At 74.5% G+C, this 15645-nt stretch carries 12 protein-coding genes, 1 pseudogene and 1 riboswitch; of the genes and pseudogenes, 4 read left to right on the top strand and 9 right to left on the bottom strand.

Features of this window, described 5'->3' with window-relative positions; genetic code table 11:
- Positions 1 to 5: 5 nt before the first annotated feature.
- The 4 genes from CLV37_RS08160 to CLV37_RS08175 all read right to left on the bottom strand — a co-directional run bounded on the left by CLV37_RS08160 (position 6) and on the right by CLV37_RS08175 (position 6830).
- Complete coding sequence (locus CLV37_RS08160) at positions 6 to 1883, bottom strand: S9 family peptidase (RefSeq protein ID WP_106209012.1); 1878 nt, start codon at positions 1881 to 1883, stop codon at positions 6 to 8.
- 49 nt (positions 1884 to 1932) lie between these two features.
- Positions 1933 to 3717, bottom strand: a complete 1785-nt coding sequence (locus CLV37_RS08165) for an N-acetylglutaminylglutamine amidotransferase (protein WP_106209013.1) — start codon at positions 3715 to 3717, stop codon at positions 1933 to 1935.
- Positions 3698 to 6283 carry a carboxylate--amine ligase/circularly permuted type 2 ATP-grasp protein gene (locus CLV37_RS08170; protein WP_245885315.1) on the bottom strand — a complete coding sequence of 862 codons (2586 nt, stop codon included), beginning with the start codon at positions 6281 to 6283 and terminating at the stop codon, positions 3698 to 3700. The genes CLV37_RS08165 and CLV37_RS08170 overlap by 20 nt, the downstream gene beginning before the upstream one ends.
- A 229-nt stretch (positions 6284 to 6512) precedes the next feature.
- Positions 6513 to 6830: a tetratricopeptide repeat protein gene (locus CLV37_RS08175; RefSeq protein WP_106209015.1), complete on the bottom strand. Its 318-nt coding sequence runs from the start codon at positions 6828 to 6830 to the stop codon at positions 6513 to 6515.
- 51 nt (positions 6831 to 6881) lie between these two features.
- On the opposite strand from CLV37_RS08175, the gene CLV37_RS08180 reads away from it, so the two are divergent.
- Positions 6882 to 7268: a DUF1801 domain-containing protein gene (locus CLV37_RS08180; protein WP_106209427.1), complete on the top strand. Its 387-nt coding sequence runs from the start codon at positions 6882 to 6884 to the stop codon at positions 7266 to 7268.
- A 1-nt stretch (position 7269) separates the two neighbouring features.
- Here CLV37_RS08180 and CLV37_RS28980 read toward each other — a convergent pair.
- From CLV37_RS28980 to CLV37_RS08205, 5 genes and pseudogenes are all read right to left on the bottom strand, one after another.
- Positions 7270 to 7627 (bottom strand): annotated as a pseudogene (locus CLV37_RS28980) (metallopeptidase family protein).
- A gap of 4 nt (positions 7628 to 7631) precedes the next feature.
- Positions 7632 to 7913: a hypothetical protein gene (locus CLV37_RS08190; RefSeq protein ID WP_106209017.1), complete on the bottom strand. Its 282-nt coding sequence runs from the start codon at positions 7911 to 7913 to the stop codon at positions 7632 to 7634.
- Between the two features lie 117 nt (positions 7914 to 8030).
- Positions 8031 to 8207: a CstA-like transporter-associated (seleno)protein gene (locus CLV37_RS08195; protein WP_106209019.1), complete on the bottom strand. Its 177-nt coding sequence runs from the start codon at positions 8205 to 8207 to the stop codon at positions 8031 to 8033.
- Positions 8204 to 10363, bottom strand: a complete 2160-nt coding sequence (locus CLV37_RS08200) for a carbon starvation CstA family protein (RefSeq protein ID WP_170127139.1) — start codon at positions 10361 to 10363, stop codon at positions 8204 to 8206. Before CLV37_RS08200 ends, CLV37_RS08195 begins: the two co-directional genes overlap by 4 nt.
- Before the next feature lie 70 nt (positions 10364 to 10433).
- Positions 10434 to 11225: a carbon-nitrogen hydrolase family protein gene (locus tag CLV37_RS08205; protein WP_106209021.1), complete on the bottom strand. Its 792-nt coding sequence runs from the start codon at positions 11223 to 11225 to the stop codon at positions 10434 to 10436.
- Between the two features lie 60 nt (positions 11226 to 11285).
- On the opposite strand from CLV37_RS08205, the gene CLV37_RS08210 reads away from it, so the two are divergent.
- The 3 genes from CLV37_RS08210 to CLV37_RS28815 all read left to right on the top strand — a co-directional run bounded on the left by CLV37_RS08210 (position 11286) and on the right by CLV37_RS28815 (position 15487).
- On the top strand, positions 11286 to 13577 hold the full coding sequence (locus tag CLV37_RS08210) for an SDR family oxidoreductase (RefSeq protein ID WP_106209023.1): 2292 nt from the start codon (positions 11286 to 11288) through the stop codon (positions 13575 to 13577).
- A 128-nt stretch (positions 13578 to 13705) separates the two neighbouring features.
- Positions 13706 to 14449: a lysophospholipid acyltransferase family protein gene (locus CLV37_RS08215; protein WP_170127120.1), complete on the top strand. Its 744-nt coding sequence runs from the start codon at positions 13706 to 13708 to the stop codon at positions 14447 to 14449.
- Between the two features lie 161 nt (positions 14450 to 14610).
- A riboswitch (cyclic di-AMP (ydaO/yuaA leader) is annotated at positions 14611 to 14779 on the top strand.
- Positions 14777 to 15487, top strand: a complete 711-nt coding sequence (locus CLV37_RS28815) for a LysM peptidoglycan-binding domain-containing protein (RefSeq protein ID WP_106209027.1) — start codon at positions 14777 to 14779, stop codon at positions 15485 to 15487. Its footprint overlaps the riboswitch before it by 3 nt.
- The last annotated feature ends 158 nt before the right edge of the window (positions 15488 to 15645 follow it).

The following is a 15645-nucleotide window of genomic DNA, read 5'->3' on the forward strand; positions in this document are numbered from 1 at the left end:
CCGCCTCAGGAACCGACGCCCAGCCGCGCGGCGAGGAACGTCACGACCCGCTGCCACAGTTCCCGCTTGGACTCCTCGCGCCGGTAGTCGTGCCCCTCCCCGGCCAGCTGCAGGTACTCCACGTCGCGCTCCAGCGCGCGCAGCGCCGCCACGACCTGCAACGCCTCCCCCAGGGGGACGTTGGTGTCCAGCTCCCCGTGGACGACCAGCAGCGGCACGTCGATCTCCTCGGCCCGGTGCAGCGGCGAGATCTCCTCCAGCAGCGCGCGGTCGCGCTCGGGGTGGCCGTACTTGCTGACGGCGGCAGCCCCGATCCACGGTTCGGTGTCGCGGTAGAACGTCGTCAGGTCGCTCATGCCGCAGATGTCGACCCCGGCGGCGAAGACGCCCGGGGAGAAGGCGAGCGCCGCGAGGGTCAGGTACCCGCCGTAGGAGCGGCCGGTGACGGCGATGCGGGCGGGGTCGGCGTCCTGCCGCTCGACGAGCAGCTCGGCGCTGGCCAGGACGTCGTCGAACGCGTCCCAGCGCTTCTCGAGGTCGTCGGCGTGCACGAACTCGCGGCCGAACCCGGACGAGCCCCGCACGTTGGGGGCCAGGACGGTGATGCCGGCGGCGACGAGGGCCTGCAGCATCGGGACGAACGTGGGGCGTTCCTGCGCCTCGGGGCCGCCGTGGAGCCAGAGCGCGGCCGGGCCGGGCCCGTCGGCGCCCGGCGGGCGGTACAGCCAGCCGGTCAGCGCCAGCCCGTCGCGTCCGCTGTAGCTCACCAGGGTCGGCACCACGAGTTCCCGCTCGGGCAGGTCCGGGGAGTGGGTGATGCGGGTCCAGCGTCCCGACCCGGTGTCCAGGTGCCACAGCTCGCGCGGTCGCTGCGGCCCTTCCACGCCGAGGACGACGCTGCGCCCGTCGCGCGAGAGCACCGGGTCGGTGGCGACGAGCCCGGGCAGGCCGTGCAGCGGGGTGCGCTCGCGGGTGGAGGTGTCGAACAGCTCCAGCTCGCTGGCGCCGGCGGCGTTCCAGACCAGCAGCAGCAGGGTGCCGGCGTCGTCGGCGTCGACGAACTCCAGCTCGGCGTCGTCGCGGGCGGCCAGCGTCTGCGGTTCGCCGCGGTACCCGTTGGGCCCGAACGGCAGGCCGAGGAGCTGGCGGCGGGGCAGGCCGACGTCGGAGGCCAGGTAGACGTAGACGGGCCCGGTGTCGCCGGCCGGGGCCGGGCGCAGCAGGGCGACGTCGGTGGACCCGGTCGCCCCGTGCGGCAGCAGGGGCTGGTGCTCGTCGATGAGCCGGTCGACGACGACGGCGAACTGCTGCCCGCGCTCGCCGTCGACGAGCACGAGGAAGCGTTCCTCCTGCGAGACGTCGAGCACGTGGATCAGGTCGCCCTCGGCGAGGGGGTCGAGGCGGCCGGTCGCGGGGTCGCCGAGGAAGGCGCGCGAACGGCGGCCCCCGGTCGGCGGGAACGTCACGACGACGCGGTGCCCGCTGCGCGTCCAGGGGCCGAGCTCGGCGTGCTCGTGCGCCTCCCCGGCGATGCGGCGCGCGCCGGTGCCGTCGGGGCGCACGACCCAGACCTCGGTGCGCACTCCCCCGCCGGCGGCGACGGCGCACGCCAGCCAGCGGCTGTCGGCGGCCCAGGAGACCGAGACGACGGGGTCGTCGGACAGGTGGATCCGGCGCGCCGGCGGGGCGGGCCCGTCCAGCACGACCTCCTGCACCCACACCTGCGGGGTGCCCGAGCGGTCCGAGAGGAAGGCGACCTGCCGGGCGTCCGGCGTCATCGTCGGCCGCCAGCTGCCCCAGGCGCCGGCCAGCTCGCCGGCCAGGGTCAGGGCCGCGTCGAGCGGGGCGGCGACCGCGGTGCCGGTGGACTCGTGCGCGCTCATGGCCTCCACTGTGCCCGCCGGCGCGGGCGGGCGGCGACCGGGGTTCGGCTCACCCGACGCCGTGCCGCTGCAGCCACATCTCCAGCAGGGCCAGCTGCCACAGCACGTTGGAGCCGAGGGGTGTCCGCTCGGTGTTGGGGTCGGCCAGCAGGCGGTCGACGACCTCGGGCCGGAACAGGCCGCGGCGCCTGGCCGCCGGGTCGGTCAGCGCCTCGCGCACCCGGTCCAGGTAGGGCCCCTGCAGCTGCCGGATCGCCGGCACCGGGAAGTACCCCTTCGGCCGGTCGATGACCTCGTCGGGCACGAGTCCGCGCGCGGCCCGCTTCAGCACGCCCTTGCCGCCGTCGGCCAGCTTCAGCTGCGGCGGGATGCGCCCGGCGAACTCCACGAGCTCGTGGTCCAGGAACGGGACCCGCGCTTCGAGGCCGTGCGCCATGGTCATGGTGTCGACGCGCTTGACCGGGTCGTCGACGAGCATGACGGTGGTGTCGTTGCGCAGGGCCGCGTCGACGGCCGTCTCGGCGCCGGGGGCGGCGAACGCCTGGCGGGTGAAGTCGCCGGCGGCGTCGGAGTCCGGCAGCCACTCGGGGTTCAGCACGTCGGCGAGCCCGCGGTGGCTGCGGTCGAAGAACACCCGGGCGTACTCCGCCACGGCCCGCTCGCGCGGGACCCCGGCCAGCGGCGGGTACCAGTCGTACCCGCCGAGCACCTCGTCGGCGCCCTGCCCGGACTGCACGACCTTGACGTGCCGGGAGACCTCCTCGGACAGCAGCAGGAACGCCACGCAGTCGTGGCTGACCATGGGCTCGCCCATGGCGGCCACGGCGTCGTCGATCCCGGGCAGCAGCCGGGCGCTGTCGACGTGCAGGCGGTGGTGCGCGGTCCCGAACCGGCGGGCGACGAGCGAGGAGTACTCGTACTCGTCGCCGGACTCCCCGCCCGCGGCGTCGAACCCGATGCTGAAGGTGGCGAGGTCGCGCTGACCGGCCTCGGCCAGCAGCGCGACGACGAGGCTGGAGTCCAGGCCCCCCGACAGCAGCACCCCGACGGGCACGTCGGCGACCATCCGCCGTTCGACGGCGATGCGCAGCCGTTCCAGCAGGCCCTGCTCCCACTCCCGGGGGGACAGGTCGGCGAACTCGGGCGAGCGCGTGAACTGCGGCACCCAGTACGTCGTGTCCCGGGTGGTGCCGTCGGGTTCGACGACGCGGACGGTGGCCGGCGGCAGCTTGCGCACCCCGGTCAGGACGGTGCGCGGGGCGGGCACGACGGAGTGGAACGTCAGGTACTGGGCCAGGGCGTCGCGGTCGAGGCTCGTGTCGACCCCACCGCCGGCCAGGAGGGCCTGGACGGTGGAGGCGAACCGGATCCGGTGGGGCTGCGCGTCGACGTACAGGGGTTTGATCCCCAGCCGGTCGCGGGCCAGCACGAGCCGGCCCGTGGCGTGCTCGTGGACGGCGATGGCGAACATGCCCAGGAAGTGCTCGACGAACGCGGTCCCCCACTGCGCGTAGGCCTTCGCGACCACCTCGGTGTCGGAGGTGGAGGCGAAGCGGTGCCCCGCGGCCGTCAGCTCGGCCCGCAGTTCGCGGTAGTTGTAGACGCAGCCGTTGAACACCACCGAGACGCCCGCGGCGACGTCGACCATCGGCTGCGCACCCGCCGGGGACAGGTCGATGATCGACAGGCGGCGGTGCCCCAGCGCGACGGGGCCGCGGGCCCACAGCCCGTCGCCGTCGGGCCCGCGGTGCACCAGGCACGCCGACATCCGCACCACGGCACCGACGTCGGCCCCGGCCCCGTCGAACCTCAGCTCACCGGCCAGCCCGCACACCGGTGTCCCCCTCCCGCGCGTCGGCGCCGCGGTCGACGAGGATCCACGTGTCCTTGGCCCCGCCCCCGCGCGAGGAGTTCACGACGAGGCTGCCCTCGGGGGCGACGCGGGTCAGCGCGACGTCGGCCAGGTGGCAGTCCGCGGCGCCGGTGCCGGTGACGTAGACGAACGCGCGCAGGTCGACCCGCCGGGGCTGCAGCGTGGCCTCGGTCCGGTTCCAGCTGGGCACCGAGGACAGGTCGACCACCTCCTGGGCCACCCAGTTCGCGGGGTCGGCGGCGATCTCGGCGCGGCGGGCGGCGACCTCGGCCGCCGAGGCCGCGGGACCGATGAGCACCCCCGCCCCGCCGTAGCCGTCGACGGGTTTGGTCACCAGTTCCCCGATGCGTTCGAGCACCGCGCGGCGCTCGCTCTCGTCGCTGAGGCGGTACGTGGGCACCGACTCCAGCAGGGGACGTTCCCGCAGGTAGTAGCCGATGAACTCCGGCACCGAGCGGTACATGGCCTTGTCGTCGGCGATGCCGTTGCCCGGGGCGTTGGCCAGCACCACCCCGCCGGCGGCGGCGACCTCGAAGACCTCCTCGCCCAGCGCCCGGCCGGTGCGGTCGCGCAGGTCCAGCAGTTCGTCGTCCAGGCGCAGGTACAGCACGCCCACCGGGTCCCCGGACGCCCGGTGCAGGACGACCCCGTCCCGCACGTCGAGGTCGTCGACGCCGGCCAGCAGCAGCCCGGCGCCGTCGGCGAGCTTGCGGTGCTCGAACCAGGCGCCGCTGGCCGGGCCGCTGGACAGCAGGACCGCCCGCGTCCCCGGCCGCGACCGGGCGAGCAGGGTCGAGCGCAGCCGCTCGAACGCCGTCGCGGGGTCCAGCAGGGCCGGTGGCCGCGGCATCCCGGGGACGACGGCGTCCATGAGGGCGCGGGCGGCGACCCCGTAGGCGACGCCGCTGGGGTTGCGGACGTTGTCCTCCAGGACCCGCCAGCCGCCGTACTCGTTGCGCACCAGGTCGAAACCCGCCACGGGAGCCCGCACGACGCCGGCCGGCAGCCGCCGGGCGCGGTCCTCCCAGCCCGGGGCGCCCACGACGGCGGCCCGGTCCAGCACTCCGTCCTCCACGATGCGCTGCTCGCCGTAGACGTCGCGCAGGAAGCACTCGATGGCGCGCGCCCGCTGGACCAGGCCGTGCTCGAGCTGCGTCCACTCGTGCTGGTGGATCATGCGCGGCAGCAGGTCGACCTCGAAGGGCTGCTCGCGGGTGCCGTCGGGTCCGGCGACGACGTAGGCGAGGTGGCGCTGGGCGGCCCACGCGTCGCGCGCGGCCCCGGTGATCGCCATGCCCTCCGGGCCCAGGGCCCGCACGTGCTCGATGACCTCCCGGTACACCGGCCGCGGCTGCGCGTTGAGGCCGACGGCCTCGTCCCCGGCGCGGCTGCGGTACCGGCGCAGCACGGGGGTGGCCGGCGACTCGCCGGCGGCGGCGCCGTGGGTCTCCTCCACCACCTGGCGCACGACGTCGTCGAGCTGGCCGTGCTCGACGAAGGCCGCCCGCTGGCGGTCCGCGGAGTTGCCCCGGGCCAGGGTGGCCTCGGTGAGGTCGGTGACCTCGTCCCAGTCGCCGAGCTCCTCCAGCTGGGGGCGCAGGCGGTGCAGCAGGGAGCGGACCGCGACGGGGGCCGGGACCGGGCGGGGGTGCTCGCCCTCGGCGAGCAGGTCGCCGGACAGCCCGCCGCGGGCGGCCTGCCAGATGCCGGCCCGGTACAGCGGGGCCGCCTGCTGCACGCGGGGCCGTCCCGCGAGGACGTCGAGCTCGGCGGCGCGGACGGCGGCGCGGAACAGGCCGGCGATGAGGACGGCGTCGTCGACGAGCGGGCAGGCGTCGCAGACCCGCAGCTCCAGGGTGGGCGCGTGCGAGCTGGGCCGGACGTCGAAGTAGGCCATCTTGCGGTCGGCGATGACGCCGGAGGCGATGAGGTCGTCCAGCAGCTGGTCGTACCGGGCCGCCGAGCTCAGCTCCCCGGTCGTGCCGGCGGAGGGCCAGCGCTGCCAGATGGTGGTCCGGATGCTGGCGTACCCGGTGTTCTGCCCGTTCCAGAACGGCGAGCTGGCCGACAGCGCCAGCAGGACGGGCAGCGTGGGGGCGACGCGCTGCATGATCTCCACCGCGAGGTCGCGGTCGCTGACGCCCACGTGGATCTGGGTGCCGCAGATGAGCTGCTCGTCGACCAGCAGGCGGTACTGCTCCTGCATGCGCCCGTAGCGGCCGGTGGCGGTCAGCTCGAAGTCGCTGAAGGTCGAGCGCGGGGCGGTGCCGACCGCGGCGACCCCGAGACCGTCGCGGGCCGCGGCCTCGACCAGGCCCTTGCGCAGGCGCAGCAGTTCCTCGCGCAGCTCGGTCAGGGTGCGCACCACCGCGGTGTTGGTCTCGACCGTCGTGCGCTGCAGCTCCGCGGAGTACCACGTCTGGTCCAGCCGCGACAGCACCTGCGGGGCGCGGGCGGACAACTGCCAGCTCTGCAGGTCGATGAGGTGGAGCTCCTCCTCGACGCCGAGCGTCAACTCTGCACCCATCCGCTCACGCTAGACCGGATGCGCGATCCTGCCCCCGGAGCGGGCCCACGAAACCCAACGTTTACGTGCCGAGCCCCTGACGTCACTGCGGGTGGAGGTGAGGTCACTGCACGTCCCGGGTGCGGGGGCGGGGGCCGGACCTCGTCGTCGCAGGTCCGTGGGGACGCCCCGGGGCGGGTCCGCGGGTCCGCACCGCCGCTGCGGCGGGACCCGCGGGCACGCCGGGAGGTCAGACCTCCGCGCCGAGGACGTGGGCCATCACGCGGTGGCCCCGGGCCTCGCCGTGGCGGCTCTGGCGCTCCAGCGCCCGGGACAGGAGCAGGTGCGCGAACGCGTCGGACGGGCTGCGGCGGACGAGGTCGCGCGCCTGCTCCTCGGCCTTGCCGAGCATGGCCGCCCCGAAGTAGCTGCGGGCCAGGAGCTCGCGCAGGGAACGGTCGTCGGGGTGCCGGCGCACCAGGGGTTCGAGCGACCGGACGGCGTCGGTGAACCGGCGCTCGTCGAACGCGTCGCGGGCCATCTCGAAGCTGAGCAGGTCGATGTTCACACGGTCTCCAACCCCACCCCCGGGGGTGTTGTTCCGGGTAGCGTGGCGACCGTGCCGGACAACGGGAAGACCCCCGCCCAGAACATCGACGAACTCGTCGAGCGCAGCGCCGGCTGGCGCGGTGAGGTCCTCGCGCAGTGCCGCCGGACCATCCTGTCCGTCGACGACGGGATCGTCGAGGAGTGGAAGTACATGGGTGCCCCGGTCTGGGACCGGTACGGGACGCTCGTCGTCGGCGGGGTGTTCAAGGCCAAGGTGAAGATGGGTTTCCTGTGGGGTGCCTCGCTGGCGGACCCGAAGGGCCTGTTCAACGGTGAGCTCGGCGGGAACCAGCGCCGGTCGGTGGAGTTCGCCGAGGGCGACACCGTCGACACCGAGGGGTTCGCCGACCTGGTCCGGGAAGCCGTGCGCCACAACGCGGCCAAGAAGAAGAAGTAGTTCAGCCCCAGCCGAGCTCGTGCAGCCTCGCGTCGTCGAGGCCGAAGTGGTGCGCGATCTCGTGCACCACCGTGATCCTCACCTCCGCGACGACGTCGTCGCGGTCGCGGGCGATCGCCAGCGTGGGGCGCCGGAAGACCGTGATGCGGTCCGGCAGCGCGCCCGCGGCCCACCACGAACCGCGCTCGGTCAGCGGCGTCCCCTCGTACAACCCCAGCAGGTCCGGCCCGAAACCCTCCGGGGGGGTCGTCCTCGACGAGGACCACGACGTTGTCCATCGCCCGGGCCAGGTCGGCGGGGATCTCGTCGAGGGCGTCGGCGACGGCCTCCTCGAACTCCTCGCGGGACAGGTGGACCACGCGCCTAGCGGACCACGGCCGTCCGCCGGCTGTCGAGTTCGCGCACGGGCGAGCGCCCCCACCGCAACCGCTCCACGAGGACCGCGTCCACCCCGACGCGCACGTCCGCGACCAGGGCCGACTCGGCGTGCACGTGGACCAGGGCCAGGTCGCGGGCCAGGGCGGGGGTCGTGGCCCGCACGGTCTGCACCCGGACGATCCCCGAGTCCGACCACGCGGCCGGGAAGGAGGTGGAGCGCCGGTGCGCGATGACGGTCACCCGGTAGCGGTGGTGCTCAGGCTGCATGCCTCGATCGTCACCGCGTCGTCGTCGCCTGTCGAACATCGGGTCTCAGCTCCGTCTCAGGTCGGCCCCCGACCCCACCACGGGGCGCCGGCCCCGGCGGTTCACCGGCCCGGCGGTTCAGCAGCAGCGGGCACCGGGCCGGACGGCCCGCGCGTCGGCGCGCCGGCGTTCGAAGGCGCCCCGGCTCAGCGGCGCGTGGCCGTGCTCGGCGCACCGGCCCAGGTACGCCTCCCAGCGCTCCTCGCCGTCGACCTGCCGCCGCGCCCAGCGCAGCGCCGCCCACACGCGTCTCACGACCGGCCCCCGGCCCGGGCCCGCTCCAGCTCGCGCCGCTCGTCGGGCAGGACCACGATCCCGGCCGGTTCGACGAGCCGGGACTCCACGGCCGGCTCCTCCGTCGTCGGCAGCCCCCCGGCCCGCAGGGCCCGCACCACCACGACGGCGGCGTTGACGGCGACCACGAGCACCAGCAGCGCGAACACCGACTGCAGGACCCCGTTCACCGTCGAGTTCGTCACGACCTGCTGCATCTGCGCGGCGTCCTTCGCCGGGGCCAGGACCTGGCCCGAGGCCAGGGCGTCGGCGTACTTCGAGCGCTGCGCGAAGTAGCCGATGGCCGGGTTCGCGGAGAACACCTTCTGCCAGCTCGCCGTCATCGTGGCCACGAGGTCCCACGCCAGCGGGACGGCCGTGACCCACGCGTACCGGGCCTTGCCGTGCTTGACGAGCAACGTCGTCACGAGCGTCAGCGCGATCGCGGCGAGCAGCTGGTTGGCGATCCCGAACAGCGGGAACAGCTGGTTGATCCCGCCGAGGGGATCGGTGACCCCGGTGTAGAGGAAGTACCCCCACGCACCGACGACGACGGCGCTGGCCACGACGTTGCCGGGCCGCCAGGACAGGTCCCCGAACCTCTTCCAGACGTTGCCGACCGTGTCCTGCAGCATGAACCGGCCCACGCGCGTCCCGGCGTCGACCGCGGTGAGGATGAACAGCGCCTCGAACATGATCGCGAAGTGGTACCAGAACGCCTGCAGCCCACCGCCGAACGCCTGGTGGAACACCTGGGAGATCCCCAGCGCCAGCGCCGGGGCGCCGCCCGTGCGGGACACGACGCTGTCCTCGCCCACGGCCTGCGCCGCGCCGGCCAGGGCGTCGGGGGACGTCGTGAACCCCAGCCCGGAGACGAAGCGCGCGGCGGACTCGGCGGTGCCGCCCGTCGCCCCCGCCGGGGAGTTGACCGCGTAGTACAGCCCCTGGTCGATGACCGAGGCCGCGATGAGCGCGCTGATCGCGACGAAGCTCTCCATGAGCATGCCGCCGTACCCGATGAGCCGGACCTGGCGTTCCTTCGCGACCATCTTCGGCGTCGTGCCGGAGGCGATGAGCGCGTGGAAGCCCGACAGCGCCCCGCAGGCGATGGTGATGAACACGAACGGGAACAGCGACCCCGCGAACACCGGCCCGTTCCCCTCGCGCGCGAACGACGTCACGGCGTCGTTGGCCAGCACCGGCCGCGCCACGACGAGGCTGACGGCCAGCAGGACGATGACGCCGACCTTCATGAACGTCGAGAGGTAGTCGCGCGGGGTCAGCAGCAGCCACACGGGCAGCACCGAGGCGACGAAGCCGTAGACCACGAGGGCGACCACGAGGGTCTGCGGCGTCAGCGTGAGGGCGCCGGCCAGGCCCCAGCTCTCCACGTACCCGCCGCCGACGATCGCGGCCAGCAGCAGGACCACGCCGACGCCGGTGGCCTCCAGGACCTTCCCGGGCCGCAGGTAGCGCAGGTAGACGCCCATGAACAGCGCGATGGGGATCGTCAGGGCGATGGAGAACACGCCCCACGGGGAGTCGGCCAGGGCGTTGACGACGATGAGCGCGAGCACGGCCAGGATGATGATCATGATGGCGAACACGGCGACGAGCGCCGCGACGCCGCCGACGAGGCCGATCTCCTCGCGGACCATCTGCCCCAGGCTGCGCCCGCCGCGGCGCATCGAGAAGAACAGCACCGTCAGGTCCTGCACGGCCCCGGCGAAGATCACCCCGACGACGATCCAGACGGTGCCCGGCAGGTAGCCCATCTGCGCGGCGAGCACGGGCCCGACCAGCGGGCCGGCCCCGGCGATGGCGGCGAAGTGGTGGCCGAACAGGACCCGCCGGTCGGTCACCTCGAAGTCGACGCCGTTGGCGTTCTTCTCCGCCGGGGTGGCCCGGCGGTCGTCGGCACCCAGCACCCGGTAGGCGATGAACCGGGAGTAGAACCGGTACGCGATCGCGTAGGACGCCAGCGCCGCGAACAGGATCCACAGGGCGTTGACGGACTCGCCGCGCGCGAGGGCCAGGACCGTCCAGCAGGCGGCGCCGACCACGGCCACCGCCGTCCACACCGCGACCGACCGGGGTGAGGGGCGCCGTCGCGCCACCTCGAGGTGCTCGGACTGCAACCGGGACACGTTCCGCCTCCTCGCGGTCGTCTGTGCGTCTGCCCAGAAGACTCGCACGCCCGCCCGGCCGTCACCCCACGAGCGGCCCGTACAGCGCGGCGCGGCGGTCGGCCAGGTAGGGGTTCGCCCGCTGGGCCCGCTCGACCGCCCCGGGGTCGACCGTGGCGAACAGCAGCGCCTCGCCGTGCTCCACCGACGCCAGGACCGTCCCGTCCGGGGCGACGACGCTGCTGCGGCCCACGTAGTCGAACGACCCCTCGTGCCCGTCGCGGTCGACGTAGGCGACGTGGACCTGGTTCTCCCAGGCGCGGACCCGGACCACCTGCTCGGCCACCAGCTCGAACGGGTGCATCTGCGCCGTCGGGACCGCGACGAGGTGGGCGCCCGCGAGCGCCGCCGCGCGCACGGCCTCGGGGAACTCCACGTCGTAGCAGATGAGCAGCGCGATGCGCAGACCGTCGAGGTCGGCGGTCGTGACGAGCCGGTCGCCCGCGGTGAAGGCGGCGCGGTCGACGTCGCCGAACAGGTGGACCTTGTGGTGGCGGGCCAGCACCCGCCCGTCGGGGCCGACGAGGACGGCGGCGTTGAAGCAGTCGTCCCCCACGACCTCGGGCAGGCCCACGACCAGCGCGATCGAGTGCTCGCGGGCGAGCGCCCGGACCCGGTCGAGCAGGCCGGGGGCCAGGGCGCGCACGCGGGCCGGGGTGTCGGGACCCAGGTCGTAGCCGGTGAGGAACATCTCCGGGGTGATGAGCAGCGAGGCCCCGCCGGCGGCGGCCTCGGCGGCCCGGCGCCCGAGCGCGTCCAGGTTGGCCCCGGGGTCCCCGCTCACCCCGGCGGTCTGCAGGCAGGCGATCTCCACGGGGTGGACCCTACGGTCGGGCGCGCGGTGCGGGTGCGCATCCGTGGCAGGATCCTCCGCGTGCGATTGGCTGAGCAGCTCGACGGCAAGCGGTTCCTCCTGACCGGGGTGACGGGCTTCATCGGTGAGGCGTTGCTGCAGCGTCTGCTGGTCGACCTGCCCGGCACGACGGTGGTGGCGCTGGTCCGTCCCAAGCCCGGTCAGAGCGGCGAGGACCGGCTGCGCTCGCTGCTGCGCAAGCCGATCTTCCGGGCCGCCGGGGACGCCGACGACCTGCTCAAGACGCGCGTCGAGGCCCTCGAGGGCGACCTGTCGAACGTGCCGGAACTGCCCGCCGACATCGACGTCGTCGTGCACTGCGCCGGCGACGTCTCCTTCGACCCGCTCATCCAGGACGCCTTCACCACCAACGTCGTCGGCACCCGCGCGCTGGTGGAACGCACGCTGGAGGCCAACGAGCGCGGCCACGGCGCCGTCCACTACGTCCACGTCTCGACGGCCTACGTGGGGGGCCGCCGGCGCGGGGCCGTGCCCGAGCGCGCGGTCGAGCACAGCGTCGACTGGCGCAGCGAGACCGAGTCCGGGCTGCGGCTGGCCGCGCGCATCGAGGAGGACTCCCGCCTGGAGGAGCGCCTGAAGGGGTTCCTGCGCGCCGCCGAGCGCGACCACGGCCGGGCCGGGCCGCTGTCGGTGGCCGCCGGCGCCGAGGAGCGCCGCGTGAAGTGGGTCGTCGCCCAGCAGAAGGCCGCGGGCCTGGAACGGGCGCGCACGCTGGGCTGGACGGACTGCTACACCTTCACCAAGGCCATGGGCGAGCGGCTGGTCGAGGAGGTCGCCGCCCCCGTGATCCCCACGACGATCCTGCGCCCGAGCATCGTCGAGTCGGCCGTGAAGCACCCCAGCCCCGGCTGGATCGAGGGCTTCAAGATGGCCGAGCCGATCATCCTGGCCTACGGGCGCGGGGAGCTGACCGAGTTCCCGGCCGCTCCCGACTCCGTCATGGACGTCGTGCCGATCGACCACGTCGTCAACGCGATCCTCAAGGCGTCGGCGACCCCGCCGCCGCTGTCGCGGCCGGCGTACTACCACGTGTCCTCCGGGGCCCGGAACCCGCTGACGTTCCGGGAGATCTACGAGTACATCCGCGAGTACTTCACCGCGCACCCCTTCGACTCCTCCCCGGCGGTCATGCCGACGTGGGACTTCCCCGGGGGCCGGGCCGTCGAGCGCAAGATCCGCGCCGGGGAGCTGCTGACGGGTGCCGGCGACCGCCTGCTGGCCTTCGCCCCGCGCTCGCGCAAGGTGCGCGAGGCGTCCCGCAAGCTGGACGGGGCGCGTCGCCAGATCGACTTCGCCCGCCGCTACATGGACCTGTACAAGGCGTACACCGAGGCCGAGCTGCGGTTCGTCGACGACAACACCCTGGCCCTGCACCGGGCCCTGGACCCGGCCGACGTGGAGCTGTTCGGCTTCGACACCTCCACGGTCGACTGGCGGCACTACTGGCTGGAGTCGCACTGCCCGTCGGTGACGACCCAGATGCGCAAGTACGAGGAGATCCGCCGCCGGCGCACGGCGACGGAGAACAACGGGCCCCGGGCGCTGCGGCCGGCCGGTGAGGGTGGCGCGCCGGTCCTGGCGGTCTTCGACCTGGCCGGGACGCTGCTGCCGGGCACGGTCGTCGACACGTACCTCACGCTGCGGCTGTCGTCGCTGGACGCGCCGGCCCGGATCGCGGAGTTCGGCCGCGTCATGCGGCACCTGCCGGGCTGGATCGCCGCCGAGCGCCGCGACCGCGGCAGCTTCCTGCGCTCGCTGTTCCGCGGCTACGCCGGGGTGGACCTCGACGCCCTCGAGCAGTACGTCGACGACGTCTTCGCCCCGGACTTCCTGGCCTCGATCTCCTCCGACGCGCTGCGCCGCATCCAGGCCCACCGCGACGCCGGGCACCGCACGGTCCTCATGACCGGCGACGTCCGGCAGGTCACGCGGCCGCTGGCCGGGCTGTTCGACGAGGTCGTGTGCACCGAGCTCGACGAGCAGGTCGTCGACGGCACGCGCCGCGCGAGCGGCTTCCTCACCTCCCCGCCGCTGGTCGGGGAGGCCCGGGCGGCGTGGGTGCGCCGGTACGCCGAGGTCGAGGGGGCGGACCTGTCCGCCAGCTACGCCTACGCCGACTCCCACGTGGACCTGCCGCTGCTGAAGGCCGTCGGCAACCCCACCGCCGTCTCCCCCGACGTGCCGCTCTTCCGCGTCGCCCGGGGCTCGCGCTGGCCCGTCGCGGACTGGGCCGCGTCGTCGCCGACGCGGCGCCTGCGGGTGCCGCAGCAGGTGCTGGCGGGGACGGACTGAGGTGGCGCGCAGGGCCCCCGCCGGGGCCCTCGTGGCAGGATGCGCGGTGTGAACTCCGCACCGTCGAGCAGTCCCCGCACCGGTCAGCGCCGACCGCTGGTGACGGGGACCGAAGGATGGCGAGTCTGATGGGAATCCCGCGACCGTCCCGGATCGTCCGGGCACTGCCGTTGCTGCGCAAGCACTCCAGCGGCTCCTCCGAGGGCGGTGGACGGTCCGTCCACCGCAACGACTGGGTCCGCTCGGCGCCGGCGACCACGGTGCGCTCGGCGCTGCAGCAGGTCCTGATGGGCCCGGTGATCCGCTCGCAGGTGCGGGTCCACACCCACGACGTGGAGGCGCTGGACCGGCTGGGGACGGCGGCCGTGCTGGTCGCCAACCACTCCTCGCACCTGGACGCGCCCGTGATCCTGGAGGCGCTGGGCGCGCGCCGGCGCCGGCGGGTGGCCATCGCGGCCGCGGCGGACTACTTCTTCGACGTGTGGTGGCGCGCGGCCCCCTCGGGCCTGGTCATCGGGACCTACCCGCTGGAACGGCGCGGCGGCCGCGGGGCGAACCCGTCGGCGCAGCTGCTCGCGGACGGCTGGAGCCTGGTGATCTTCGCCGAGGGCGGCCGCAGCTACACGGGCGAGATGCGTCCCTTCAAGAAGGGCGCGGCCTACCTGGCCCTGGAGGCCGGCGTCCCCGTCGTCCCGATCGCGCTGCGCGGGACGTTCGAGGCCATGCCGCCCAAGCGCAACTGGCCCGTGCCCGGCCGTCCCGACGTGCACGTGACGTTCGGGGAGCCGCTGCACGGCCGCCAGGGCGAGAAGGCCGGGGACTTCACCGCGCGCATCGAGGAAGCGGTCGCGAAGCTCCTCGCGAACTCCTGACTCCTTGTGATCTCCCCCACACCGGCGGTGGTCCTGCCTGCGTGGTGACGCGGGTCCCGGTCACGAACCGGTCTCCGGACGGTGTACGTCAGGCCTCGCAGGCGTTACCGTCGGATCGTCCCCGGGCCACCCGGGGACACGGCCGCGGAACGCCGAGTCCTGCCCACCGCGCGCCGGAACAGAGCCCGTGGGCAGGAGCGGGGGACCCATGGTTCCTCGGACGACCGCTCCGGCGGGAGTCCTCGGGGTGAAGCCGCGTCCGCGCGGCCGGGTCAACAACCTTCGACCCGAACCCGACAGCTGACCTCGCAGGCGTTGGAGGTCAGCATGCCTGCGATCCGTCGCGTCCCCGCGCGCCACCGCGCGTCCACTCCCGCCCCCGCCAAGACGCTGCGTCGCGGACTGCTCGTGGCGGCCGCCGCGGGTGCCGCCGGCGCCGCGGTCCTCGGCCCCGCCTCCAGCGCCTCCGCCGCTCCCGTCGAGCAGTGGGACCGCCTGGCCCAGTGCGAGGCCAGCGGCAACTGGCACATCAACACCGGCAACGGCTACTACGGCGGGGTCCAGTTCAACCCCCGCACGTGGACCAGCTTCGGCGGCGGGCAGTTCGCCCCCCGCGCCGACCTCGCCTCCCGCGAGCAGCAGATCGTCGTCGCCGAGCGCGTCCTGGCCGTCCAGGGCTGGCGCGCCTGGCCGTCCTGCTCCCGCAGGCTGGGCCTGAACGGCGCCGCCGACCCCGTCGGCATGGAGGCGGCCCTGCTGCACCCCGCGCCGGCCCCCGCTCCTGCCCCGGCGCCCGCTCCTGCCCCGGCGCCCGCTCCGGCGCCCGCTCCGGCCCCGGCTCCCGCCCCGGCCCCGGTCGTCGAGGCCGCGCCCGCGGCGCTGCGCACGCACGTCGTCGCCCCCGGCGAGACGCTGTACCGGATCGCGGTGAACAACGGCGTGGTCGGCGGCTACGTGGCCGTCTGGAACGCCAACCGCGCCGCCATCGGCGACAACCCGGCCCACATCGTCGTCGGTCAGGTCCTCGTCCTGCCCTGATCGCCGCGAGACCGAGCACGGGCTCTGCCCCTGCTCCTCCCGACGGGTCCCCCAGCCCGCCGTCGGAGGAGCAGGTGCGGAGTCCGTGCTCCTCGCCGTCCCGGGGCGCCTGGACCACCGGCTCACCCTCCCGGCCGGACACGCTCTCACGTCCGCCC

Origin of the sequence: Kineococcus rhizosphaerae, from assembly GCF_003002055.1 — a bacterium.
GTDB lineage: Bacteria > Actinomycetota > Actinomycetes > Actinomycetales > Kineococcaceae > Kineococcus > Kineococcus rhizosphaerae.